Source organism: Burkholderia gladioli (assembly GCF_000959725.1).
Taxonomy (GTDB): domain Bacteria; phylum Pseudomonadota; class Gammaproteobacteria; order Burkholderiales; family Burkholderiaceae; genus Burkholderia; species Burkholderia gladioli.
In genome coordinates this window covers 4,162,119-4,186,039 of sequence record NZ_CP009323.1, presented here as the reverse complement: position 1 = coordinate 4,186,039, position 23,921 = coordinate 4,162,119, and the positions used below count along the sequence as shown (strand labels likewise).

At 69.5% G+C, this 23,921-nt stretch carries 21 protein-coding genes and 1 tRNA gene; 8 read left to right on the top strand and 14 right to left on the bottom strand.

Features of this window, described 5'->3' with window-relative positions; genetic code table 11:
* Positions 1–24 precede the first annotated feature (24 nt).
* Positions 25–1,245 carry an acetylornithine deacetylase gene (gene argE, locus BM43_RS35315; RefSeq protein WP_036051179.1) on the bottom strand — a complete coding sequence of 407 codons (1,221 nt, stop codon included), beginning with the start codon at positions 1,243–1,245 and terminating at the stop codon, positions 25–27.
* 194 nt (positions 1,246–1,439) lie between these two features.
* Positions 1,440–4,910, bottom strand: a complete 3,471-nt coding sequence (gene mfd, locus BM43_RS35310; RefSeq protein ID WP_036051182.1) for a transcription-repair coupling factor — start codon at positions 4,908–4,910, stop codon at positions 1,440–1,442.
* Between the two features lie 112 nt (positions 4,911–5,022).
* Here mfd and ispD point away from each other — a divergent pair, with 112 nt between their 5' ends.
* Together ispD and ispF are read left to right on the top strand one after the other, a co-directional pair.
* Entirely contained in the window at positions 5,023–5,733 is a 711-nt protein-coding gene (gene ispD, locus BM43_RS35305; protein ID WP_036051185.1) for a 2-C-methyl-D-erythritol 4-phosphate cytidylyltransferase, read from the top strand.
* Positions 5,734–5,761: 28 nt separating this feature from the next.
* A complete protein-coding gene (gene ispF, locus BM43_RS35300) occupies positions 5,762–6,247 on the top strand; it encodes a 2-C-methyl-D-erythritol 2,4-cyclodiphosphate synthase (protein WP_036051188.1) in 486 nt (161 codons plus the stop codon).
* 170 nt (positions 6,248–6,417) lie between these two features.
* Here ispF and BM43_RS35295 read toward each other — a convergent pair whose 3' ends face one another.
* From BM43_RS35295 to ompR, 3 genes are all read right to left on the bottom strand, one after another.
* A complete protein-coding gene (locus tag BM43_RS35295) occupies positions 6,418–6,930 on the bottom strand; it encodes a redoxin domain-containing protein (protein WP_025096725.1) in 513 nt (170 codons plus the stop codon).
* A 190-nt stretch (positions 6,931–7,120) separates the two neighbouring features.
* Positions 7,121–8,485: an ATP-binding protein gene (locus tag BM43_RS35290; protein WP_013698366.1), complete on the bottom strand. Its 1,365-nt coding sequence runs from the start codon at positions 8,483–8,485 to the stop codon at positions 7,121–7,123.
* 65 nt (positions 8,486–8,550) lie between these two features.
* The gene (ompR, locus tag BM43_RS35285; RefSeq protein ID WP_013698365.1) at positions 8,551–9,285 is read right to left on the bottom strand and encodes an osmolarity response regulator transcription factor OmpR; all 735 of its coding nucleotides are present in this window, start codon (positions 9,283–9,285) and stop codon (positions 8,551–8,553) included.
* Between the two features lie 260 nt (positions 9,286–9,545).
* On the opposite strand from ompR, the gene BM43_RS35280 reads away from it, so the two are divergent.
* The 3 genes from BM43_RS35280 (at position 9,546) to BM43_RS35270 (ending at position 12,789) form a co-directional block, all read left to right on the top strand.
* Positions 9,546–9,842: a hypothetical protein gene (locus BM43_RS35280; protein ID WP_013698364.1), complete on the top strand. Its 297-nt coding sequence runs from the start codon at positions 9,546–9,548 to the stop codon at positions 9,840–9,842.
* A 258-nt stretch (positions 9,843–10,100) separates the two neighbouring features.
* Entirely contained in the window at positions 10,101–11,522 is a 1,422-nt protein-coding gene (locus tag BM43_RS35275; protein ID WP_036053355.1) for a DUF1800 domain-containing protein, read from the top strand.
* A 34-nt stretch (positions 11,523–11,556) separates the two neighbouring features.
* On the top strand, positions 11,557–12,789 hold the full coding sequence (locus BM43_RS35270; protein WP_036051192.1) for a DUF1501 domain-containing protein: 1,233 nt from the start codon (positions 11,557–11,559) through the stop codon (positions 12,787–12,789).
* A gap of 52 nt (positions 12,790–12,841) precedes the next feature.
* Here the strand turns inward: BM43_RS35270 and hpnD are convergent, their stop codons facing one another.
* A complete protein-coding gene (gene hpnD, locus BM43_RS35265) occupies positions 12,842–13,681 on the bottom strand; it encodes a presqualene diphosphate synthase HpnD (RefSeq protein ID WP_036051195.1) in 840 nt (279 codons plus the stop codon).
* A 267-nt stretch (positions 13,682–13,948) separates the two neighbouring features.
* On the opposite strand from hpnD, the gene BM43_RS35260 reads away from it, so the two are divergent.
* Positions 13,949–14,035 (top strand) — tRNA-Leu (locus BM43_RS35260).
* A gap of 82 nt (positions 14,036–14,117) precedes the next feature.
* On the opposite strand, the gene BM43_RS35255 is transcribed toward BM43_RS35260, so the two are convergent.
* The 5 genes from BM43_RS35255 to BM43_RS35235 form a co-directional block, all read right to left on the bottom strand.
* Positions 14,118–15,200: an ABC transporter permease gene (locus tag BM43_RS35255; RefSeq protein ID WP_236717795.1), complete on the bottom strand. Its 1,083-nt coding sequence runs from the start codon at positions 15,198–15,200 to the stop codon at positions 14,118–14,120.
* A complete protein-coding gene (locus BM43_RS35250) occupies positions 15,201–16,154 on the bottom strand; it encodes an ABC transporter permease (RefSeq protein ID WP_042283141.1) in 954 nt (317 codons plus the stop codon).
* 159 nt (positions 16,155–16,313) lie between these two features.
* Positions 16,314–17,951, bottom strand: coding sequence for a sugar ABC transporter ATP-binding protein (locus BM43_RS35245; protein WP_063769126.1), 1,638 nt, complete (start codon positions 17,949–17,951; stop codon positions 16,314–16,316).
* A 41-nt stretch (positions 17,952–17,992) separates the two neighbouring features.
* Positions 17,993–19,024 carry an ABC transporter substrate-binding protein gene (locus BM43_RS35240; protein ID WP_036051198.1) on the bottom strand — a complete coding sequence of 344 codons (1,032 nt, stop codon included), beginning with the start codon at positions 19,022–19,024 and terminating at the stop codon, positions 17,993–17,995.
* Positions 19,025–19,114: 90 nt separating this feature from the next.
* Positions 19,115–20,239: a LacI family DNA-binding transcriptional regulator gene (locus BM43_RS35235; RefSeq protein WP_013698356.1), complete on the bottom strand. Its 1,125-nt coding sequence runs from the start codon at positions 20,237–20,239 to the stop codon at positions 19,115–19,117.
* A gap of 181 nt (positions 20,240–20,420) precedes the next feature.
* Here BM43_RS35235 and BM43_RS35230 point away from each other — a divergent pair, with 181 nt between their 5' ends.
* Positions 20,421–21,449 carry an aldose 1-epimerase gene (locus BM43_RS35230; RefSeq protein WP_311133311.1) on the top strand — a complete coding sequence of 343 codons (1,029 nt, stop codon included), beginning with the start codon at positions 20,421–20,423 and terminating at the stop codon, positions 21,447–21,449.
* A 209-nt stretch (positions 21,450–21,658) separates the two neighbouring features.
* Here BM43_RS35230 and BM43_RS35225 read toward each other — a convergent pair whose 3' ends face one another.
* The 3 genes from BM43_RS35225 to BM43_RS41815 form a co-directional block, all read right to left on the bottom strand.
* Positions 21,659–21,856, bottom strand: a complete 198-nt coding sequence (locus tag BM43_RS35225; RefSeq protein WP_013698354.1) for a CsbD family protein — start codon at positions 21,854–21,856, stop codon at positions 21,659–21,661.
* An 83-nt stretch (positions 21,857–21,939) separates the two neighbouring features.
* Positions 21,940–22,296 carry a BON domain-containing protein gene (locus BM43_RS35220; RefSeq protein ID WP_036051204.1) on the bottom strand — a complete coding sequence of 119 codons (357 nt, stop codon included), beginning with the start codon at positions 22,294–22,296 and terminating at the stop codon, positions 21,940–21,942.
* 70 nt (positions 22,297–22,366) lie between these two features.
* Complete coding sequence (locus tag BM43_RS41815) at positions 22,367–22,531, bottom strand: hypothetical protein (RefSeq protein WP_164465580.1); 165 nt, start codon at positions 22,529–22,531, stop codon at positions 22,367–22,369.
* 296 nt (positions 22,532–22,827) lie between these two features.
* Here BM43_RS41815 and BM43_RS35215 point away from each other — a divergent pair, with 296 nt between their 5' ends.
* Positions 22,828–23,817 carry a 2-dehydropantoate 2-reductase gene (locus BM43_RS35215; protein ID WP_036051207.1) on the top strand — a complete coding sequence of 330 codons (990 nt, stop codon included), beginning with the start codon at positions 22,828–22,830 and terminating at the stop codon, positions 23,815–23,817.
* Positions 23,818–23,921 lie beyond the last annotated feature (104 nt).

Genomic DNA, 23,921 nt, shown 5'->3' with positions numbered 1-23,921 from the left:
ACGGCGAGTGCCGTATCGGGCGGATCAGGCGAGGGTCATGCTGTAGATGAACTTGCGCAGGAAGCGTTCGCAGCCGTCGAGCTGAGCCAGCTCGACGTATTCGTTCGGCTTGTGCGCTTGCTCGATGTTGCCGGGCCCGCAGACCACGCTCGGGATGCCGGCATTGGCGAACAGGCCCGCCTCGGTGCCGTAGGCGACCTTGCGCTGCGACTGGTCGGCGCTCAGCGCGCGCACCAGTTGCGTGATCGCGGCCTGCTCGTCGGCGTCGAGCCCCGGCGCCGAGGCGATCTTCGAGATCTCGATGGCCGCGTCGGGATGCTCGCGGCGCATCTTCGGCAGCAGCGTATCGCGCGCATAGGCGTCGATCTTCGCGAAGATCGCGTCGGGATCGAGCGTCGGCAGGTTGCGGAATTCGAAGGAGAAACGGCATTCGGCCGGCACCGTGTTGATCGCGTTGCCGCCCTGGATCTGGCTGGTCTGCGCGGTGGTGAACGGCACGTCGTAGAGCTCGTCGAACGGGCCCTTGGCGCGGAATTCGTCGGCGATGTCGCGGATATGGCAGATCAGCCGCGCCGCGTATTCGATCGCGTTGAGCCCCTTGGGCGTCAGCGAGGAATGGGCGGCGTGCCCGCGCACGCAGCAGCGATAGGTGTTGATGCCCTTGTGGGCGATGATCGGGCGCATGCTGGTCGGCTCGCCGACGATGCAGCCGCTCGGGTTGAGGCCGCGCTGCTTGAGGTCGGCGATCAGCAGCGGGGCGCCCGCGCAGCCGATTTCCTCGTCGTAGGACAGCGCGAGATGGATCGGCTTGGCGAGCCTGGCGGCCTGCATCTCGGGCACCAGCGCGAGCGCCGCGCCGATGAAACCCTTCATGTCGCAGGTGCCGCGGCCGTACAGCCGGCCGTCGCGGATCGCCGGCTTGAACGGGTCGCTGTCCCAGTCCTGGCCGTCGACCGGCACCACGTCGGTGTGTCCGGACAGCACCACGCCGCCGTCGGTGGTGCCGTCGTGGGCGGGGATCGTCGCGAACAGGTTGGCCCAGCCCTCGCGCTTGTCGTGCGTCAGCGTCGAGGCGATACCGCGCTCGGCCAGCGCGTCGCGCACGGTTTCGATCAGGCCGAGGTTCGGTACGCGGCTGGTGGTGTCCATCGCGACCAGGTCGCGGACCCAGTCGAGGCTGATGGGGCTATCGGAGGCGGGAGCGGCGGTGTGGGCAGGCGGCGCGGCGGCGTCGACGGAACGCATGGTGAAACTCCGGATGGCAATACGAAAATCATACGTCAAAAACGCCGCGGCCCGCGTTCGCGGGCCGCCTTGCGCTGCAGCACGATTTTCGCCGGGCCGGCGGACGATCCGTCATTTCCGGCGCGGGCGGCGGGATCCGCCGTTCGCGCCGGGGCCCGTCGTCGCTCGCCACCCGCCGCCGCGGATTCGCCGTTTCAGCGCGCGCCGGCTTTCTGCCCGCCCGAAGGCAGGCCCAGCGCGCGCAGCGTTTCCTTGACGGTCGACACGCGGATCGCCAGGTCGGGCGTGCGCGTCTCGATGCGCAGCTTGTCCTGGCCGGCGAGCTTGACGTGCTTGTGCTTCTGCACCATCTCGATGATGCGCATCGGATCGATCGGCGGGCTCGGCACGAACTGCAGGCCGATCACGGCCTCACTCGCGTCGATCTTGCTGATGCCCAGCGGCTTGGCCGCCAGCCGCAGCCGATGCGTCTCGACCAGCGCGTTGGCCTGCTGCGGCAGCTTGCCGAAGCGGTCGATCAGCTCTTCCTGGATCGCGTCGATCGACTCGCCGTCCTCGCAGTTCGCCAGGCGCTTGTAGAGCGACAGGCGTTCCTGCACGTCGGCGCAGTAATCGGCCGGCAGGATCGCCGGCGTATGCAGGTTGATCTCGGTGGTGGCCGCCAGCGGCGCGAGCAGGTCCGGCTCGCGGCCGTTCTTGAGCGCCTTGACCGCGTCGTTGAGCATGTCGGTGTAGAGCTGGAAGCCGATCTCGTGGATCTCGCCCGATTGCTTGTCGCCGAGCACCTCGCCGGTGCCGCGGATCTCCAGGTCGTGCATCGCCAGGTAGAAGCCCGAGCCGAGTTCCTCCATCTGCTGGATCGCCTCGAGCCGGCGCTGCGCCTGCTTGGTCAGCGACTGCGGATCGTGCACCAGCAGGTAGGCATAGGCCTGGTGGTGCGAGCGGCCGACGCGCCCGCGCAACTGGTGCAGCTGGGCCAGGCCGAACTTGTCGGCGCGGTGCATGATGATGGTGTTCGCGCTCGGCACGTCGATGCCGGTCTCGATGATGGTGGTGCAGAGCAGGACGTTGGCGCGCTGGCCGACGAAGTCGCGCATCACGCGCTCGAGTTCGCGCTCGTGCATCTGGCCGTGGGCGATCGCGATGCGCGCCTCGGGCACCAGTTCCTCGAGCATGGCCTTGCGGTTCTCGATGGTCTCGACCTCGTTGTGCAGGAAGTAGACCTGGCCGCCGCGCTTCAATTCGCGCAGCATCGCCTCGCGGATCACGCTGTCCTCCTCGCGCCGCACGAAGGTCTTGATCGCCAGCCGCTTCTGCGGCGCGGTGGCGATCACCGAGAAGTCGCGCAGGCCTTCCAGCGCCATGCCCAGCGTGCGCGGGATCGGCGTGGCGGTCAGCGTCAGCACGTCGACCTCGGCGCGCAGCGCCTTGAGCGCCTCCTTCTGGCGCACCCCGAAGCGGTGCTCCTCGTCGATGATCACCAGCCCGAGCCGCTTGAACTGCACGTCCGAGGACAGCAGCTTGTGGGTGCCGATCACGATGTCGACGCTGCCCTCGTTGATCTGGCCGATCGCGGCATTGACCTCCTTGGTCGACTTGAAGCGCGATAGCTCGGCCACCCGCACCGGCCAGTCGGCGAAGCGGTCGATGAAGGTCTGCGTATGCTGCTCGGCCAGCAGCGTGGTGGGCGAGAGCAGGGCCACCTGCTTGCCGCCCATCACGGCGATGAAGGCCGCGCGCAGCGCCACCTCGGTCTTGCCGAAGCCGACGTCGCCGCACACGAGGCGGTCCATCGGCTTGCCGCTGGTCATGTCGCCGATCACGGCCGCGATCGCGGCGGCCTGGTCGGGCGTTTCCTCGAAGCCGAAGCTTTCGGCGAACTTCACGTAGTCGCGCGGCTCGAGCGCGAAGGCATGGCCCTCGCGCGCGGCGCGGCGCGCATACAGGTTGAGCAGCTCGGCCGCGGTATCGCGGATCTGCTGCGCGGCCTTTCGCTTGGCACGCTCCCATTGGCCCGAGCCCAGCGAGTGCAGCGGCGCGCTGTCGGGATCGGCGCCGCTGTAGCGCGAGATCACGTGCAATTGCGAGACCGGCACGTAGAGCTTGCTCTCGCCGGCGTATTCGAGATGCAGGAACTCGGTATCGCCCTCGCCGAGATCCATCGACACCAGCCCCATGTAGCGGCCGATGCCGTGCTGCGTATGCACCACCGGATCGCCGACCTTGAGCTCGGAGAGGTCGCGCACCATCGCGTCGACGTTGCTGGCTTGCTCCTGGCGGCGCCGGCCCGCGCGGCGGCCGGTGGCGCCGTACAGCTCGGTCTCGGTGACGATCGCGTAAGCCTCGCCGGGCACCGCGAAGCCGCTGGTCAGCGGCGCCACGCCGAGCGCGAAACGCTCGTCGCTGGCGAGCCACGAGGCGTAGCTGTCGTTGCCGACCGGGCGCAGCCCATGCTCGGCGAACAATTGCGCGATGGTCTCGCGTCGGCCCGCCGATTCGACCGTGAACAGCACGCGGTTGGGCGTGCTCGCGAGGTAGGCGCGCAGCGTGGCGAGCGGATCTTCGGCCTGGCGCTCCAGCGCCAGCGGCGGCAGCGCGGTGGCCCAGCCGCCCGGCGCCTGGGCCGGCAGCACCACGCGCGCGAAGGGCTTGGCGAGCGTGTAGAAATCGTCGTCCGACAGGAACAGGCGCTGAGGCTCGAGAATCGGCCGCTCGCGGTCGTGCGAGAGGAAGTTGTAGCGCTGCTTGGTATCGGCCGTGAAGCGGCGGATCGCGGTGTCCAGGTCGCCGCTGAACACCAGGTGCGCGCGCGGCGGCAGGTAGTGGAACAGCGTGGCGGTGTCCTCGAAGAACAGCGGCAGGTAGTACTCGATGCCGGCCGAGGGCACCCCGTTGCCGATGTCGCGATAGATCGGCGCGCGGCTCGGGTCGCCCTCGAAGGTCTCGCGCCAGCGGCTGCGGAAGGCGGTGCGGGCCGCCTCGTCGAACGGGAATTCGCGGCCCGGCAGCAGGCGCACGTCACGCACCGGGTAGAGGCTGCGCTGCGTGTCGGGATCGAAGGCGCGGATCGAGTCGACCTGGTCGTCGAACAGGTCGATCCGGTAGGGCAGCGGCGAGCCCATCGGGAACAGGTCGATCAGCGAGCCGCGCACGCAGTATTCGCCCGGGCGCACCACCTGACTGACGTGCTCGTAGCCGGCCAGCGTCAGCTGCGCCTTGAACCTGGCCTCGTCGAGCCGCTCGCCCTGGGTGAAGGCGAAGGTGTAGGCGGCCAGGAAGGCGGCCGGCGGCATCCGGTAGAGCGCCGTGGTGGCCGGCACCAGCAGGATGTCGCAGCGCCCCTCGCCGAGGTCGTGCAGGGTGGCCAGCCGCTCCGAGACCAGGTCCTGGTGCGGCGAGAAGGTGTCGTAGGGCAGGGTTTCCCAATCGGGCAGGAGGCGCACGCGCGCGTTCGGCGCGAAGAAGCCGATCTCCTGCGAGAGCCGCTGCGCGTCGACGGCATTGGCGCAGATCACCGCGACCAGCGGCACCTCGCCCTGGTGCGCGGACAGGTAGCGGGCGATCGCGAGGGCATCGGCGGAGCCGTGCGCGCCGTCGAAGGCAAAGCGCTGGCCCGGTTTCACGAGTGCGACGGGGGACGACGGGGTGCTGGCGTTTTCTGGCATGGACGAGGCTGGAATAGCGTGCGCCGGGGCGCGGCGAGCGGCACGGCGGCCGAGGCGAAAGACCTATTATAAAATCCGTGATTCGATTTCCCTATTACCGGCGTTCGCTCTCGTGACTCCCCGACTTTTCGCCCTGATTCCCTGCGCCGGCACCGGCAGCCGCTCCGGCTCGGCGCTGCCCAAGCAGTACCGCACGCTCGCCGGTCGCGCGCTGCTGCACTATACGCTGGCCGCCTTCGACGCGCTCAGCGAGCTCGCGCAGACCCTGGTGGTGATCTCCCCCGACGATCCGCATTTCGACGCGCGTCGCTTTTCCGGCCTGCGCTTCGCGGTCGGCCGCTGCGGCGGCGCCTCGCGCCAGGCCTCGGTGCTCAACGGGCTGATGCAGCTCGTCGAATTCGGCGCGACCGACGCGGACTGGGTGCTGGTGCACGACGCGGCGCGCCCCGGCATCACGCCGGCGCTGATTCGCACGCTGATTTCCACGCTCAAGGACGACCCGGTGGGCGGCATCGTCGCGCTGCCGGTGGCCGACACGCTCAAGCGCGTGCCGGCCGGTGGCGACGAGATCGCCCGCACCGAGGCGCGCGACGGGCTGTGGCAGGCACAGACGCCGCAGATGTTCCGCATCGGCATGCTGCGCGAGGCGATCCTCGCCGCGCAGCGCGACGGCCACGACCTGACCGACGAGGCCAGCGCGATCGAATGGGCCGGCCACGCCCCGCGCGTGGTGCAGGGCAACCTGCGCAACTTCAAGGTCACGTACCCCGAGGATTTCGACCTGGCCGAGGCATTCCTGTCGCGGCCGGCGAACGCCTCCTGATCCACCTTCACCACGAACCAGACCCAGCATGGACATCAGAATCGGACAAGGCTACGACGTACACCAACTGGTTCCCGGCCGGCCGCTCATCATCGGCGGCGTGACCATCCCCTACGAACGCGGCCTGCTCGGCCACTCGGACGCCGACGTGCTGCTGCACGCGCTGACCGACGCGCTGTTCGGCGCGGCCGCGCTCGGCGACATCGGCCGGCACTTCTCGGATACCGACGCGCAGTTCAAGGGCGCCGACAGCCGCGTGCTGCTGCGCGAATGCGTCAAGCGCGTGAACGCGGCCGGCTTCGCGATCCGCAACGTCGATACCACCGTGATCGCCCAGGCGCCCAAGCTCGCGCCGCATATCGACGCGATGCGCGCCAATATCGCCGAGGATCTGGGCCTGCCGCTGGACCGCGTCAACGTCAAGGCGAAGACCAACGAGAAGCTCGGTTATCTCGGCCGCGGCGAGGGCATCGAGGCCCAGGCCGCCGCGCTGCTGGTGCGCGAGGGCGACTGAGCCTCGCGCCCGGCCGGCATCGTGCCCCGCCCTGGTGCGCGATGCCGGCCGGCTTTCCTGCCGGCCGTCCACATTCCGCCATCCCCCATCGATACAGGCCGGGATTCGCCGCGGTCAATTCACGCCTGATTTCGCCCATGCCCGCCTGATCGGGCAGCGCGCCCGCTTGCTCACGCCTGGCCCGCCCGCAGGGCATCGAGGATGCGCAGGATCTCCTCGGGATTGCGTCCCACCTCGAGCCTGTCCACCGAGACATGCTGGATCGTGTTGTCCGGATCGACGATGAAGCTGGCGCGCAGCGCCACGCCGGCATCGTGGTCGCGCACGCCGAGCTGGTCGATCAGTTCGCCCTTCACGTCGCCGAAGGCGTGATGGTTGAGCCGGTCCAGCGCCGGATGTTCGCGGCGCCAGGCCAGCTTGACGAATTCGTTGTCTGAACTGCCGCCCAGCAGCACCGCGTCGCGTTCCTCGAACTGCCGCTGCAACCGCGCGAACGCGGCGATCTCGCTCGCGCAGGCCGGGCTGAAATCGCGCGGATAGAAGTACAGGATCTTCCACTTGCCCGGAAACGAGGCTTCGGTAAGGGTTTCGAAGGCCGACTGGCCGTTTTCATCGTGATGATTGAAGCCCGGCCGCGCGGCCGTGACCGTGAAGGCTTCGAGGATGTCGCCGACGGTTTTCATGCGCCTGCTCCTGCCGTGAGAGGGGCGCGCTGCCGGGGTGGCGCAAGCGTCGTCGCGGTGCCGGGGCGGCAGCGTGAATTACGACTGTAGTTCTATCGAACGACAATTCCAGTAGAAATTGTCTATCGAGAGGCGAGGGGCGTTGGCGGGGACGATGGCCGGGCCCCGGCCATCGTCGTGAATCGGGCGCTCAGGCCGCCACGCGGGCGGCCTTGCCGGTCGGGAAGTCGATCGAGGCTTCCAGGCCCGGCTCCGGCGCGCGATTGCGCAGCTTCAGCGTGCCGCGGTAGCGGCCCACGATGCGCAGCACGATCGCCATCCCGAGCCCGGTGCCGTCGGCCTTGCTGCGCGCGGCGTCGACGCGGTAGAACGGGCGCATCACCAGCGGCAGCTGATCGTCGGGGATGCCCGGGCCCTCGTCGCGCACGATCACCTCGATGCGCGCATGCGAGGCGCGTGTCTCGACGGTGATGCGCGCGATGCCGTCGCCGCGGCTCAGGCCGTACTTGCGCGCGTTCTCCACCAGGTTGCCAATCACGCGGCGCATGTCGGTCTCGTCGGCCTCGATCACGGCGGCCGGCGCCAGCACGGTGCGGATCTGCACGCCTTCCTCGTTGGCCAGGCGCGCGGCCACGTCGTGGGCGACCAGCGACAGATCGACCGGCTCGAGCGAACGCGGCTGCATCGGCCGCGCGTAATCGATGAAGGCGGCGATGATGCGGTCCATCTGCTCGATGTCGTCGACCATCGCGTCCTTGGTGGCCTGGTCCGAGGGACTCATCTCGGTTTCCAGGCGCAGCCGCGCCAGCGGCGTGCGCAGGTCGTGCGAGATGCCGGCCAGCATCAGCGCACGATCGGCGTCGAGCTGCTCGAGATCGCGCACCATCTGGTTGAAGCTGCGATTGGTTTCGGCGGCCACGCCCATGCCGCGCTCGGGCAGCGGCTCGGGCATCTGCCCGGCGCCCACCTTGCGCGCGGCCAGCGCGAGCCGCGAGAAGGGCTGGTTCACCAGGCTGGTGATGAAGGCCGAGCCGAGCAGCGACAGCGCCAGCGCGAACAGGCCCCAGCCGGCCCATTGCAGGCCCGTGACGGTGTCGAGCTGGTCGCGGTCGAGCGCCACCCAGTAATCGTCGTCGTCGATCTTGAAGCTGATCCAGACGCCGGGGATGTCGTTGACCGACTGCGCGATCACGGTATCGTCGCCGAGCCGGCTGCGGATATCGTGCTCGATCAGGCGATTGAGCGATTCGTCGGGCTGGAGCTTGAATTTGTCGGTGGTTTCGCGTGGGTAGACGCGCACGCCCTCGTTGCTCTCCAGGTCCTGGAGCAGCGCGCGGCGCAGGTCCGGATCCGAATAGAGCAGGGCGGTGCGCGTGAGCTTGACCACCGCGACGAGCTGCAGGGCCACGCGCTGCGCGCGCGGCTCGCGCTCGATCACGCGGAAGCTCTGGAACCACGCGGCGAGGCTGACCGCGATCAACAGCGCGATCAGCAGGAAGGTGCGCCAGAACAGCCCGCCGAATACGAGCGTCAGGAGGCGCCGGTCAATGCGCATAGGGCGGACTGTCCAAGCAGGCAGGGCGGCGGGTTCCGGCACGCGCGAACGCGCGCCGGGACCACTCAGGCGGCGCCGTCGGGGATGAATACGTAGCCGAGGCCCCAGACGGTCTGGATGAAGCGCGGGCTGCCCGGATCGGGCTCGATCAGCTTGCGCAGGCGCGAGATCTGCACGTCGAGGCTGCGGTCGAACACTTCGTATTCGCGGCCGCGTGCGAGTTCCATCAGCTTCTCGCGCGACAGCGGCTGGCGCGGATGACGCGCGAAGACCTTGAGCACCGAGAATTCGCCGGTGGTCAGCGGAATCTCCTGGCCGGACTTGGTCAGCGTGCGGGTAGCCAGGTTCAGCGAGAACTCGCCGAACTCGAACACCTCGGTGGTTTCCGAGGGCGCGCCCGGCAGTTCGGCCGGCGCCTGGCGGCGCAGCACCGCGTGGATGCGCGCGACCAGCTCGCGCGGATTGAAGGGCTTGGGCAGGTAGTCGTCGGCGCCCATCTCGAGGCCGACGATGCGGTCCACGTCCTCGCCCTTGGCTGTGAGCATGATGATCGGCGTGCGGTCGTTGCTGCCGCGCAGGCGGCGGCAGATCGACAGGCCGTCCTCGCCGGGCAGCATCAGGTCGAGCACCAGCAGGTCGAAACGCTCGCGCACCCAGAGCTTGTTCATTGCCGTCGCATTTTCGGCGACATATACGTTGAAGCCCTGCTCGCCGAGGTAGCGGCGCAGCAGGTCGCGCAAACGGGGATCGTCGTCGACGACGAGGATTTTCGAGGGATTTTTGGTTTCCATGGACGGCATCTTATCTCGATTACGAAGGCGCGCACGGGCGCGGGATTTTGCGAGTAACAGTCAGTTACAAAATTTACCCGGGCTGCGATGCTGAGTAAAGACACTCGTTAGAGACTCCTTTACTTGGCGCGGAAATTCAGTGGATACTCCACCCACTCGATATTTCGTAGTTCGTTTGCCCGATATTCGCCGGGTTTGTTCAAGTACCAGAGGTTAGACGGTTGCCGCGTGACGAAGGGAACAAATCGACCAGAGAAGCGAGAACAGTGATGCGACCCACCCGGATTGCGTGCGCACTGACGATCGTGTTCGCCGGTCTCTTTGCATCGAACTTCGCCTGCGCCCAACGCCCCGAGCGGGGCGGGTCGTCGCACAAGGCCTCGCGTCCCCGCATGCCGCCGCCCCCGCCGCGCGATGCGCAACTCGATCGCTTCGACGAGCCTGGCCGTTCCGCCGTTTCCCCCGATCTCGACCAGCGTCGCCGCGACGGCCACATGACGCCCGAGGAGCGCCACCTGCTGCGCCAGCATATCGAGGACGCGGTGCGCGAGCTGTACAAGCGCTGAGCCGTCTTTCGCTGTCTTCCGTTTTTTCTCCCCTAGCCTGGTTTCATGTCCCCCCGATGGCGGAATCATCTGCGCGCGCACGTCAACGTCGCGCGGGCGTGGTCCGTTGTTGAGGTTTGAACACCGCCGGGAACGATACGCGTGTCGTATCTTTCGCCGGTTTCTTTCCAGGCAGCTTTCGGGAGCGGCGCGGCCATGCCTCGATTCGATACCGATGTCCCGCCCGCGCAGCCGCCGGCAGCGCATCGCGCGCATGGCATGCGTGCGCATGCCGGCGACGCATGGCCGAGTGCGATGCTCGCGCCGCTCGATGCCGACGACGCGCGTTTCCTGCTCGCGCGCACCGGCTTCACGGCGCCGCCCGCCGAGGTGGCGCGTTACGTCGGCATGACACGCGCGCAGGCCGTCGAGCGCCTGCTGGACGGCACGCATCGCGACAGCGTCACGCCGCTGCCGGCCTGGGTCGACGAGATGCCGCCGCCGCGCGCGATCCGCAATGCCTGGACGCCCGAGCAGCGCCGCGATGACCAGCGCCTGCAGGGCCAGCGCTACGACGCGTTGCGCGCCTGGTGGCTCGGCGAGATGCTGGTCACGCCTTCGCCGCTCACCGAACGCATGACGCTGTTCTGGCATCGGCACTTCACCTCGGGGCAGGACAAGGTGCCGTATGCGCGCACCATGGCGGTCCAGCACCGCCTGCTGCGCGGCGAGGCACTCGGCAATTTCGGCACCATGCTGCACGCGGTGGCGAAGGATCCGGCGATGCTCCAGTACCTCGACGGCGCGAGCAATCGCAAGGGCCGGCCCAACGAGAACTTCGCGCGCGAGGTGATGGAGCTGTTCACGCTCGGCGAGGGCCATTACACGCAGCACGACGTGACCGAGGCGGCGCGCGCGCTGACCGGCTGGGGACTCGATCCCGATACCATCGAAACGGTTTGGCATCCGAATCTTCATGACGATGGCGTGAAGACCGTGCTCGGCGTCACCGGCCCGCTCGATACCGATCGCGTGCTCGACGTGCTGCTCGCGCAGCCGGAAACGGCGGGCTTCGTCGCGGCGAAGCTGTGGCGCGAGTTCGTCTCCGATACGCCCGATGCGGCCGAGCTCGACGGCATCGCCGCGCGCTTTCGCGACAGCGGCTACGAGATTCGCGCGCTGCTGGTCGCGCTGTTCTCGTGCGAGGCGTTCTGGAGCGATCGCGTGCGCGGCCTGCATGTGAAGTCGCCGGTCGAGTTTGTGGTGGGCAACCTGCGCCTGTTCGAGATCGATTACGGCGATGCGGCGCAGTTCGTGCCGGTGGTGCGCGGGCTCGGCGAGAACCTGTTCGCGCCGCCCAACGTGAAGGGCTGGCCGGGCGGCACGCTGTGGATCAACAGCGCGACCCTGCTGGCGCGCAAGCAATTCATCGAGCGCATGTTCCGTTCCACCACGGCGAGCATGAAGCCGACCGCGCGAGTTGCCGGGATGGCGGCGAAGCCGGCGACGCTGCGCTTCGACCTCGACGGCTGGCTCGCGCGCTTCGGCACGGCGCCGCAGGCCAGGCCCACGCTGTCGGCCGAGCTGCAGCTCCAGCACGCGGTGCTGCCGCTCTCGCCGGTGGCGGCGATCGATGCCGATGCGAACGGCGCGGCCTATCTGCGCGCGCTGCTGATGGACCCGGTTTACCAGTTGACCTGAAGCGCGCGAGCGGCGCGGCGAGGAGGACGGCATCATGAAGCGACGCGATTTCCTGGGCCTGACGAGCGCGGCCGGCATGGCCGGCGCCGCGGGCCTGCCGCTGTGGACGCCATCCACGGCCTTCGCGGGCGAGCCCCTGGCGAACCCCGGCGCCGCGCACTACGAGCGGTTGCTGATCCTGGTCGAGCTGAAGGGCGGCAACGACGGCCTGAACACGGTGGTGCCCTACGACGATCCGCTCTACCGCGCGATGCGTCCCACCCTCGGCCTGCGTCGCGAAGCCGTGCTGCCGCTCGACCAGCACGCGGCCCTGCATCCCGCGCTGGCGCCGCTGCTGCCGATCTGGCGAGCGCACGAGCTGGCGGTGGTGGAGGGCGTCGCCTATCCGCAGCCGAACCTCTCGCATTTCCGCTCGATCGAGATCTGGGATACCGCCTCGCGTTCCGACGAGATCCTCGGCGAGGGCTGGCTCACGCGCGCCTTCGCGCATGCGCCGGTGCCGCCAGGTTTCGCGGCCGACGGCGTGGTGTTCGGCAGCGCCGAGATGGGGCCGCTCGCGAACGGCGCGCGTGCGATCGTGCTGGTCAACCCGGCGCAGTTCATCGGCGCCGCGAAGCTCGCGCATCCGGTCTCGCTGCGCGAGCGCAATCCCGCGCTCGCGCATTTGATCGACGTCGAGAACGACATCGTCAACGCGGCGGTGCGGCTGCGTCCGCGCGAGGGTGCCTTCGGCTTTGCCACCGCGTTTCCCGCCGGGCCGTTCGGCACCTCGGTGAAGACCGCCATGCAGGTGCTGTCGAGCTGTGAGTCGCCGCAGCGGCGCCCGATCGCGGGGCAGGGCGTGGCCGTGCTGCGGCTCACGCTGAACGGTTTCGACACGCACCAGAACCAGGCTGGGCAGCAGGCCGCGCTGCTCAAGCAACTGGCCGAGGGCCTGGCGGCGATGCGCTCGGCCCTGATCGAACTGGGCCGCTGGAACGACAGCCTGGTGATGACCTATGCCGAGTTCGGCCGGCGCGTGCGCGAGAACCAGAGCGGCGGCACCGATCACGGCACCGCCGCGCCGCACTTCGTGATGGGCGGGCGCGTGCGCGGCGGCCTGTATGGCGAGCGGCCCGCTCTGGCGCGGCTCGACGGCAACGGCAACCTGCCGGTGGCGGTCGATTTCCGGCAGCTTTATGCCACCGTGCTCGGGCCCTGGTGGGGGATGGATGCGGCGGCGGTGCTGCGCGGGCGCTTCGCGCCGCTGCCCTTGCTGCGCGCCTGAGGGTGAATGCCGGCGCGAGCCGTTGCCTGCGCAAGCGCCGGGCCTGGGTCGGCTAGCGTCGTCGCGCGGCGCGCCAGGCCACCCACAGCTTGCGGATCGGCGTCAGCGAGATGCGCTGGTGCAGCACCTGGTAGTCCTCGCTCTCGATCTCGTCGAGCGTGGCCAGCGAGAGCGCGGCCAGTGCCCGCAGGCTGCGCTGCGCGCGCCGCTCGGCGGGGGGAATGGCCTCGAGCGCGGCATGCAGCGTCTCGCGCGCGCGCGTGGCCTGGAAGCGCATCAGTTCGCTGAAGGCGGGGCTGTAGCGGCGGTGCATCAGGTCAGCGGCCGTCACCTCGTAGCGCTGCAATTCGTCGATCGGCAGATAGACGCGCCCGTGGCGCGCATCGTCGCCGACTTCCTCGACGATCTGCGCGAGCTGCAGGCCCTCGCCGAGCGAGGCGGCCCAGACGGGCGCGGTATCGGCGATGGCGGGGCCGGCCGCGGCGCGCGCCACCAGGCCCGCGAAACCACCGCCCACGCGCTCCACGTAGCGGCGCAGGTTGGGCCAGTCCAGGTAGCGCGCCTGTTCGAGATCCATCGCGAAACCGTCGGCCAGCGCCTGCAGCGCGGCGTGGTCGCGCGCGATGGCGCCGGCATGCCGGGCCAGTGCCTGCGAGACCGGATGCGAAGGCTGGCCCTCGGCCAGCGCGGCGAGCTCCTTGCGCCACCAGGCCAGCTTGGTCTGGCCGATGGTCGGCTCGCTGGTCTCGCGCGTGGTTTCCTCGAGTTCGCGGCGCAGCGCGAACAGCGCGGTGAGCGCGCCCTGGCTGGCGAGCGGCGCCTGGCGCAGCGCGTAATAGACGCTGGAGCCGGGGGGCGCGGCCTTCTGCTGGCAATAGTCGTCGAAATTCACGGGCGGGATGGCGGCGAGTGGGTTCGCAGTGGTGGGGGTGGGCGGCGTTACCGCGTGGCGGGCGCCGCGTCTCGGAACAAATGCGCGGGACAAATGCGCGGCGATTCTAGCACCGCCTCGCGATCGATGCGGCGGCTAGAGACAAGCGCGGGGAGATCGGTTAGAATCTCGCGCTCGCGCTTTCCGGCGGCCGTCCGACTCCAGGGATGGCATGCTCGCGGAACGCGCCGGCCGCCTCGTGGCGGCGGCGTTCGCGAACATCGATGTGCGTGAGTGGCGAAATTGGTAGACGCACCAGGTTTAGGTCCTGACGCCCGCAAGGGTGTGCCGGTTCGAGTCCGGCCTCACGCACCACCCCCGTTTGCATTCCTCGTTCTGATTCCCCTGTTTCCCGCCCGATGCCGCGCAGCCCGAATCCGCCGCGCGGCGCGCGTGCTCACGTCTTGCGCGAACTGGTCAGCACCGTCTGCACGATCACCGCGATCAGCAGGAACACGCCGCTGGCGAGGTTCTGGTAGTAGGGGCTCAGGGTGCCGACCTGGTTGATCACGTTCTGGATCACGCCGAGCAGCAGCACGCCGGCCAGCGGTCCCGCCATGGTGCCGACGCCGCCGGTGAGCAGCACGCCGCCGATCACGGCCGCCGCGATCGACTGCAGCTCGTAGCCGCTGCCCGCGCCCGACAGGCCCGAGTCCAGGTGCGAGGCCAGCAGCGCGCCGGCCAGGCCCGCCAGCGCCCCGCTCAGCCCGTAGGTGAGGATCTTCACGCGCTCGACGCGCACGCCGAGCATGCGCGCCGCTTCCTCGTTGCCGCCGATCGCGAACAGGGCCGAGCCATAGGGCGTGGCGTTCAGCACCACGGCGCCGATCAGGTAGGCCAGCACCAGCAGCCAGATCAGCGAGCTGACGCCGAGGATCGAGCCGTTGGCGATCTGCGTGAAGAAGCCGGGATTCTCGATCAGCAGGTCCTGGCTGGCCAGTACCAGGGCGAGGCCCTTGAGGCCGAGCAGGGCGGCCAGCGTGACGATGAAGGGCGCCATGCGCGCCCGCGCGATCAGCACGCCGTTGACCAGCCCGACCACCAGCCCCGCGATGATCGGCGAGAGCATCGCCGCGCCCCAGCCATAGGGCGCCGCGTAGGCGGCGATCACGGTGCCGAGCCCGACCATCGAGCCGACCGACAGGTCGAAGCCGCCCATGATGATCACCAGGCTCTGGCCGATCGCGATCAGGCCGAGGAAAGAACCTGCGGAGACGATGTCCGCCAGGTTGGCGGGACGCAGGAAATCGGGAAAGACCGCCCCGGCCACCGCGCAGACCAGCACCAGGATGCCGATCGCGCCGCGCGACTGGATCAGCCCGAGCAGGCGTGCGCGGCGTGCCTTGCCGGCGCGCAGCGGCGCGGCGGATGGCGGCTGGGTGCCGGCGGTTGGAGGGGGGGCGGCGGGGGAGCCGGGGGCGGGCGTGTCGACGCGCGCGGGCGGCGCGCCGTTGCGATCGAGGTCGGTGCGCGCGTTCATTCAGCCTCCCTGGCGCTGCAGGTAGAGCGCGACGACGATGAACACGGCCTTGAGGATCTGCGCATAGGTGAAGCTGACGTTGTTCATGATGAAGCTGGCATCGAGCACCTGCAGCAGCAGCACGCCGAACACGGTGCCGACGATCGAGATGCGGCCGCCCGAGAGCGGCGTGCCGCCGATCACCGAGGCGGCGATCGCGTCGAGTTCGAAGTTCACGCCGACGTAGTTCGGGTCGGACGCGCCGAGCCGGGCCGAGGCGAACACGCCGGCCAGGCCCGCCAGCGTGCCGCTGGCGGCATAGACCAGGAACAGCGTGCGGCGCACCGGGATCCCGGCGAGATAGGCCGCCGCGCGGCTCGCGCCGATCAGCACGGTGTAGCGGCCGAAGGTGGTGCGCTGGACCACCAGCATCACCAGCACGGCCAGCGCGAGCGCGATCAGCATCACCACCGGCAGCGGGCCGAGCGAGCCGGTGCCGAGCAGGTCGAAGGCATCGGCGCCCGGCAGGCTCACGCGCGAGCCGCCCACCAGGGCCTGCGCGAGCCCGCGCGCGGCGACCAGCAACGCCAGCCCCGAGATCAGCGGATCGATGCGCAGGATCGAGACCAGCGCGCCGTTGAAGAGGCCCACCAGCAGGCCCGCCGCGATGCCGGCCGCGATCGCCGTGCCGGTGCCGGCATCGAGGCAGACCGCCAGGGTCGCGCTGGCCAGCGCCATCACCGAGCCGACCGACAGGTCGATGCCGCGCGTGGCGATCGCGAGGTTCTGGCCGAGCGCGATCAGCACCACCGGCGCGGCCTCGAACAGCAGGCTGCGCGCGGCGAGCGGATTGGAGAAGCCGGGCGTGATGGCCAGGTTGATCAGCACCAGCAGCGCGAGCGCCACGTAGACGCTGTGGTCGCGCGCCCAGATCAGCGCGGCATGGCCGGCCGCGTTGCCGGCCGGACGTTGCACGGGAGAGTTCGACAGGCTCAAGCGATCCTCGCGAGTGGGTTGGAGCAGCCCGGCGCATGGCCGGACGTGGCGATCGAAGTGACGATATAAGCGGCGATGGAAGCGGTGATGCGCATGGCGGTCCGCCGGCCGGCGCGGCGAGCGCGCGTCACGGCCGGTTCATCCCCGGCGAGGCGCATCGTCGGGCGCGAGGTCGGCGGCATCGACGTCGCGCGGCTCGTCCTGGGCGCTGCGCGCGAGGATCGCCAGCACGTCGTCGGAACTGGCGCCGCGCGTCTCCAGCGAGCCGGTGGTCACGCCCTCGTTGAGCACCACCAGGCGATCGGTCAGCTCCAGCAGTTCCTCCATCTCGGAGGAGGTCACCACCACCGCGAGCCCGTCGTCGGCCAGGCCCCGCACCACGCGATGCACCTCCTCCTTGGCGCCGACGTCGATGCCGCGCGTTGGGTCGTCGAGCAGCAGCACGCTGGGATGGGTGGACAGGCAGCGCGCGATCAGCACCTTCTGCTGGTTGCCGCCGGACAACGTGGAGATCGGCGCGCCGGGCCCGGCGGTCTTGATGCCGAGCGCCTCGATGTAGCGGGCCACCAGTTCGTCCTGGCGGCGCGTCGAGATGAAGCCGAAGCGCGAGATGCGCGGCAGCACCGAGGCCACCAGGTTGTCGCGCACCGACAGGCGCGGAAAGATGCCTTCGGAGCGACGGTCCTCGGACAGGAAGGCCAGGCCGCGCTCGATCGAGCGGGCCGGCACGGCATGACGCAGCGGCTGGCCGTCGCCGACGCGCACCTCGCCGCCCTCGGCCTTCTGCGCGCCGAACACGGCCTTGAAGGTCTCGGTGCGGCCCGAGCCGAGCAGCCCGGCGAGCCCGACGATTTCCTTCGGCGCGATGCGCAGCGAGACGTCGCGCACCCGCGTGCGCCAGCGCAGGCGCTCGACTTGCAGGGCAGGCGCGGCCTGCGTGGCGCGGGCGGCTGCGGGCCGCTCGACGCGGCCGCCATGGCCCTTGCCCTCGCGGCCCAGCATCGCGGCGATCAGGGCCGCGCGCGGCAGCTCGGTGGGCGTGCCGGTCTTCACGATCGCGCCGTCGCGCATCACCGTGAAGCGGTCGCAGAGCCGGTAGCATTCGGACAGCCGGTGGCTGACGAACAGCAGGGCGATGCCGTCGGCGCGCAGCCGCTCGACCACCCCGAACAGCACCTCGACCTCGGCCCCCGACAGCGCCGAGGTCGGTTCGTCGAGGATCAGCACGCGCGCGCCGCGCGAGACGCCGCGCGCGATCGACACCATCTGCTGCTCGCCGAGCCCGAGCGCGCTGAGCTTGGCGGCCGGGTCTACGCTCAGGCCGTAGCGCTGCACGATCTCGCCGGCCAGCGCGTTCATGCGGCGCCGATCGATCAGCAGACCGAAGCGTCGCGGCTCGTGGCCGATGAAGATGTTCTCGGCCACGCTGCGTTCGGGGATCAGGTTGATTTCCTGGTAGACCGCGCTCACGCCCCGGCGCTGCGCGTCGCGCGGCGAGGCGAAGGCGACCGGCTCGCCGTCGAGGTGGACCGCGCCCTCGTCGAGCGGATGAAAGCCGGTCAGCACCTTGATCAGCGTCGATTTGCCGGCGCCGTTCTCGCCGATCAGGCCATGTACCTCGCCGGCGCGCAGCGTCAGCGAGACATCGCGCAGCGCACGCACCACGCCGAAGGTCTTGGACGCGTGGCGCGTCTCGAGCACGATCCGGCCCGCCTCGCGGGCGGGCCCGGCGGCCGGGCTTGGTGAGGCCGCTGCTGTCTTGGCCGGGTCGTTCATCGCGGGGCCTCCGGGGCGTGATGGCGGGAGCGGGCGGGGCGTCAGTACACGGCGCCGGCGTCGAGCGACTGCTTGGCGTTGCTCTTGTCGTAGAGCGCGTCCTTCATGATCTGCTTCTGCGGCACGGGCTTGCCGGCGAACCAGTCGGACAGCGACTGGATGGCGAGCGGCCCGAAGCGCGGATTGGTCTCGACATCGGCCGCCACGGTGCCGGCCGTGATGGCGCGCACCACGTCCTTGGTGCCGTCGATCGAGACGATCGTCACGCCCTTGAGCTTGCCGGCCTGGCGCAGCGCGGTGATCGCGCCCAGCGTCATCACGTCGGCATGCGTGTAGACGGCGTTGATGTCGGGATGCGAGAGCAGGATCTGCTCCATCACCTTCTGCGCCTCGGTGGTCGACCAGTTGGCGGTCTGCGCGGCGGCGATCTTCATGTTCGGGTACTTCTTGAGCCCTTCGGCGAAGCCGTCGGTGCGCTGGCTTTCCACCGTGTTGCCGTAGCCGCCCTGGATCTCGGCGATCACCGCCTTGCCGCCGGTGGCGTCGGCCAGCGCCTGCGCGGCGCGGCGGCCCTGCTCGAAGAAGTCGGAGCCGAGGAAGGTGATGAAGTCCTCGCAGAAGGTGCCGGCGGTCTGGCGGTCGATGGTGACCACCGGGATACCCTTGGCCTTGGCCTGCGCGAAGGCCGGCTGCAGGCCCGTCGAGTTGTTCGGCGCCACGATCAGCGCCTGCGCGCCCTGGTTGATCATGCTCTGGATGTCCGACACCTGCTTGGCCGGGTTGTTGTTCGCGTTGGTGTAGAGCAGGCGCTTGACGCCGGCGGCCTTGGCGGCGGCGCGCACCGAGGCGGTCTCGGTGGCGCGGAACGGATTCTGTTCGTTTTCCGACTGCGAGAAGCCCACCACCAGGTCGCCCAGCTTGAGGCTGCCCGGTTTCGGGTTGGTGCAGGTCTCGTTCGAGCTGTTGCCGACCTTCTGCGCGGCGGTGTCCTGCGCGAGCGCGGCGGCCGACCACGCGCCGGCCAGGCACAGCGCCAGGGTGACGAGATTGCGATGCAGCGAAGCAGTTGACATGCTTGTCTCCGTTTCTTGTTGACCCAACACGGTTTCACGACGAGGTGTGGTTGGCGCCTCCGGCGCCGGCGATCGAATTAATATTAACAGTCATGAATTAAAAATATTACTTCGGGTATCCCCGAGGTCGGCGGCCGGTTCCGCTCCGGATTCCGCCCCGGTTTCGGCACCCGCCGGCGCGCCCACCGAGCCGCGCTCGATCAACGGCCCGTCGAGCTTGACGGTGCGCTGCCGGAACGGCGCGCCGGCATCGCGGTTCTCGTGCTCCTGCAGCAGCGTCTCCACCGCCCAGCGGCCCAGCTCGTAGTTCGGCAGCACCACGGTGGTGAGCGGCGGGTGCGTGTGGCGGGCGATTTCCTGGTCGTCGTAGCCCATCACCGAGACGTCCTCCGGCACGCGCAGGCCGAGCTGCTTGAGCGCCTCGATCGCGCCGATCGCGGTCAGGTCGTTGGCGCAGAAGATCGCGGTGGGCGGATGCGGCTCCTTCATCAGCGACAGCGTGTGCTCGAAGCCCTTGCCCGAGCTCCAGTCGCCGTCGCGCACCAGGTTCGGGTCGAAGCGCAGGTCGGCGGTGGCCAGCGCCTGGCGGTAGCCCTTGAGCCGGTCCTTGGCCGCGTCCTGCCAGGTTTCGCCGTTGATGAAGGCGATCCGGCGATGGCCCGCGGCGGTCAGGTACTCGGTGGCGGTATGGCCGCCGGCCACCTCGGCCGGCACCACCGAGGACAGCGGCCGCTCGCTGCTGTAGCAGTTCAGCAGCACGGTGGGCACCTTGAGCAGGGCGGCGGGCACCGTCACCTTGCGGGTATAGACCGTCGCGTAGATCACCCCCAGCACGTTCGGGCTCGACAGCGCCTGCTGCAGCACCCGCTGCTCGATCTCGGCATTGCCGTGGGTGGAATACACCGCCAGCAGGCAGCCGTTGTTCCAGGCCGCGTCGCGTGCGCCGTCGATGCTGACCACCGGGTGCGGGCTGGTCGAGATCTCGTCGGCGATGTAGACGATCTGGTGGCGTTCGCCGGGCGCGGCCGGCGCGCTGGCGCGGGTCGGCAACTGGTAGCCGAGTTCCTCGGCGGTCTTGAGCACCTTCTGGCGCGTGTCGTCGGAGAACTTGGCGCCGACCGCGCCGTTCAGCACGAGCGACACCGTGGATTGCGATACGCCGGTGATCTTGGCGATATCGGTCATGGTCGGGCGGCGCTGGGTCGATTTTTTCATTCGGGAGCTAAGGCGGGATACGGGGGCGCATCGTCTGCGCCGTTCATTGACGAATTATTAGTAATAAATTGACGGAAATGCAATGCCTATGCGACGCTGCTGCGGTGCGGGCAGGCCCGGGCGTCCAGCTCGATCAGGATGCCAGCTCGACCGCCAACCTGCCGTCATGGGAGTCATCGTCTTGAATAGCCGGCCCGAAGCCTCGTCGTTTCCCTCCGCCTCGTGTTCCCTGATCGCGCCCGCGGCCTCGCGCGCGTCCTCCCGGCCGGCCCGCGAGCGGCCCGAGGATCCCGGGCTGCTGGTGCTGAGCGAGGGCACGCGGCGCGTGCTGGTGGCGCCGGCGCTGGGCGGCTCGCTGGCCGGGTTCCACGACGAGACGCCGGCCGGGCCGGTGCACTGGCTGCGCCCGACCGGGCAGGCCGCGCTCGACAGCGGCGATCCCCTGCTGCTGGCCAGTTTCCCGCTGATGCCGTATTGCAACCGGATTCGCGACGGGCGGTTCCGTTTCGAAGGGCGGGAGTGGCAGTTGCCGATGGGCGATGGCGCGTTGCGCCATGCGCTGCACGGCCATGCCTGGCAGCGGCCCTGGCAGGTGATCGAGCAGGACGACGCGAGCGTCGAGCTGGCCTTCGAGCACGAACCCGAAGCCGGCGCGGGCACCGCGCAGCATCCCGGCTGGCCGTTTCGTTATGCCGCCACGCAGCGCATCGAGCTCGGCCCGCTGGGCCTGAAGCTGACGCTCGCGGCGCGCAATCTCGACAGCCGGCCGATGCCGTTCGGCTTCGGCCATCATCCCTACTATCCGCGCGGCGCGAGCACGCGGATCCGCACCGAGGTAGCGGCGATGTGGCATAGCGACGGCGAATTGCTGCCGGTCTCGCTCGGCGCCGATCCGGCGGTCGAGGCGCTCGCGCGCGGCGTGGCCGTCGAGGCGGTGCCGCGCGACAACAACTTCGTCGGCTGGCGCCGCGAGACCGTGATCGACTGGCCGGAGGAGCGGCGCCGGCTGACCATGCGCGCCGATGCGCCGCTCGACTGCTTCGTGCTCTATTCGCCGCGCGGCGAGGCCTTCTTCTGCGCCGAGCCGGTCAGCAACACCACCGACTGGCTCAATCTCGACCTGCCGGAAGGCGCGCGCGGCGGCTGCGTGCTGGCGCCGGGCGAAACCATCGAGGCGAGCATCGTCTGGTTGCCGGAACGGGATGTCTGAGCGGGGAGGGGAGGCAAAAAGATGCGCGGTGCACCGCCTTTCGGCAATGCACCGCGCCATGCGCAATCAGAAAATGTGCGCGATCAGGTAGATCACGATCAGGAGCCCGATCGGCACGCCCAACAACCAGGCGATCAGGTATTTACCCATCTCGGTCCTCCTTGTGCTGCGCGGCTTCACCGCTTCGGTGCGCCGCGCCCGTCAGTCGTTTACAGCGTACGGTCGAAGTCGTTCAACTGCTTGTCCACTTCGTCGCGCGCGATGCCATAGCGTTCCTGGATCCGGCCCGCCAGGTATTCACGGTTGCCGTCCAGTACCTTCAGGTCGTCGTCGGTGAGCTTGCCCCACTTGGCCTTGAGCTTGCCCGCGAGTTGCTTCCACTGACCCTTGATCTTGTCTTCGTTCATGATGCGTTCCTCCCTTGAGGGTTGCCGGATGTCGGCGCCGCGAGGGCGGCGCCGTCGGTCACGCCTGCTGGTTCAGCCCTGCATTAGCTCTGCGACTTCAGGCCCGAGTCGTCCACCTGCTTGACGCCCTTCACGGCCTTGGTGACGGCCACCGCCTTCTTCACGGCGACCTTCGAGGGCAGCACGCCGGTCAGCGTCACCACGCCGTCCACGGTCTTCACGTCGACTTCCGTGCTCTTCACGCCCTTGGTGGTGGCCAACTGGGTCTTCACCTTGGTGGTGATCCAGGTATCGCTGACCGGCTGGTCCGACTTCATCGCGCTGTTGCTGTCGGCCGCGGAAGCCTGCGCGTAGGCGGCCGGCATGCCGGCGGTGCCCAGCAGCAGGGCGGCGCTGACGGTGAGGATCGAAGCCAGGGTGGTCTTGTTGGTGTTGTTCATGATGTCGTTCTCCGTTGAGTGGATGATGTCGTCGTTGACAGTAAGGATCGATTCGAGGGCCGATTCCGCCTCAACCGCGCGGCGGGTCGGGAATCGGCGTCACGGGCGGCAACCCCGGCGGCGGCACGGGCACGTCCGGTTGCGGCTTGCCGGGCAGGTCGCGCCCGGGCAAGGGATCGCCCGGTGGCGGCTGCGGCTCGATCGGCTGCGGATCGGGCGTGGTATGGAGTTTCATTGCCTGTCTCCTTCACGGAAGTCGGAGTCAGTTCAGAATACGAAGATCCACGTGCTGCCAACAGGGCCAAATGCACGGGGCTTTCTAGTGCGTTTGCCCTGAGCGGTGCCGTCACGTTTTGTTACCGGTCGGCGGCGCGCGGGACCCGGCGAGTCGGTCGCAGCCGTGCCGCGTCGGGCCGTGCCGCCGGTAAGCATTTGTGTCGGCAAGGTTGCGGGCGCAACTTTTTGGCGAGGTGCGGGGACCGGGCGCCTGGCGCATCATCGAGACTTTTTCTCTATCGAGGAGTGCCGCGCATGAAGAATTCACCGCAGAAGGTCACCGTGGTCGGCCTGGGCGCGATCGGCGGCCTGCTGGCCGCGGCGCTGGCGCGCGCGGGCTGGTCGGTCGCGGCGCTGGCGCGCGGCCATACGCTGGCCGCGCTGCGAGACGACGGCCTGACCATCGTCGACGAGCAGGGCGCGGTGAGCCGCACGCCGCTGCGCGCCACCGACGACGCGCGCGAGCTCGGCGAGCAGGACTACCTGGTGATCGCCCTCAAGGCCCAGGCGCTGCCCGCGCTGGCGCCGAGCCTGGCGCCGCTGGTGGGCCCGCGCACCACCATCGTGGCGGCCATGAACGGGCTGCCCTGGTGGTTCCTGCACGGGATCGGCGGCGCGCTCGACGGCTGTTCGCTGGAGTCGGTCGACCCGGGCGGCGCGATCGCCGCCGTGTTGCCACCGGCGCAGTCGATCGGCTGCGTGGTGCACCTCTCATCGGCCACCGATGCGCCGGGCGTGGTGCGGCGCGTGGCCGGCAACCGCCTGATCGTCGGCGCGCCGGGCGCGGCGCGCGCGGCGGCAGCCCGGGTGCTCGCCGAGGCGCTCGTCGAGGGCGGTTTCGAGGTGGAGACGCCGGCTGAAATCCGGACCGCGATCTGGGTGAAGCTGTGGGGCAACATGAACATGAACCCGCTCAGCGCACTGACCGGCTCGACCACGGCCGGGCTGCTCGACGATCCCCATACCCATGCGCTGGCGCTGAGCATGATGGACGAGGCCGCCGCGGTGGGCGAGAGGCTCGGCCTGTCGACCGGCATCAGCAGCGTCGAGCGGACCGGGATCACGCGCAAGCTCGGCGCGTTCCGCACTTCGATGCTGCAGGATTTCGAGGCGGGCCGCCCGCTCGAGATCGAGCCGATCCTGGGCGTGTTTCCGGAGCTGGGCCGCGCGCTCGGCGTGCCGACGCCGTTCTGCGACGCGGTGCTCGGGCTGCTGCGCCAGCGTGCGCGCAACAGCGGGTTGTAAGCGGAAGGGCGTAGGGAGGCTCTGCTTGCCGGCGCCGCTCGATCGCGCGTGTCGGCGGGCGGTGCCGCCTGGCTGCCGGCGGCGCTCAACTGCCGAGGCGCGGC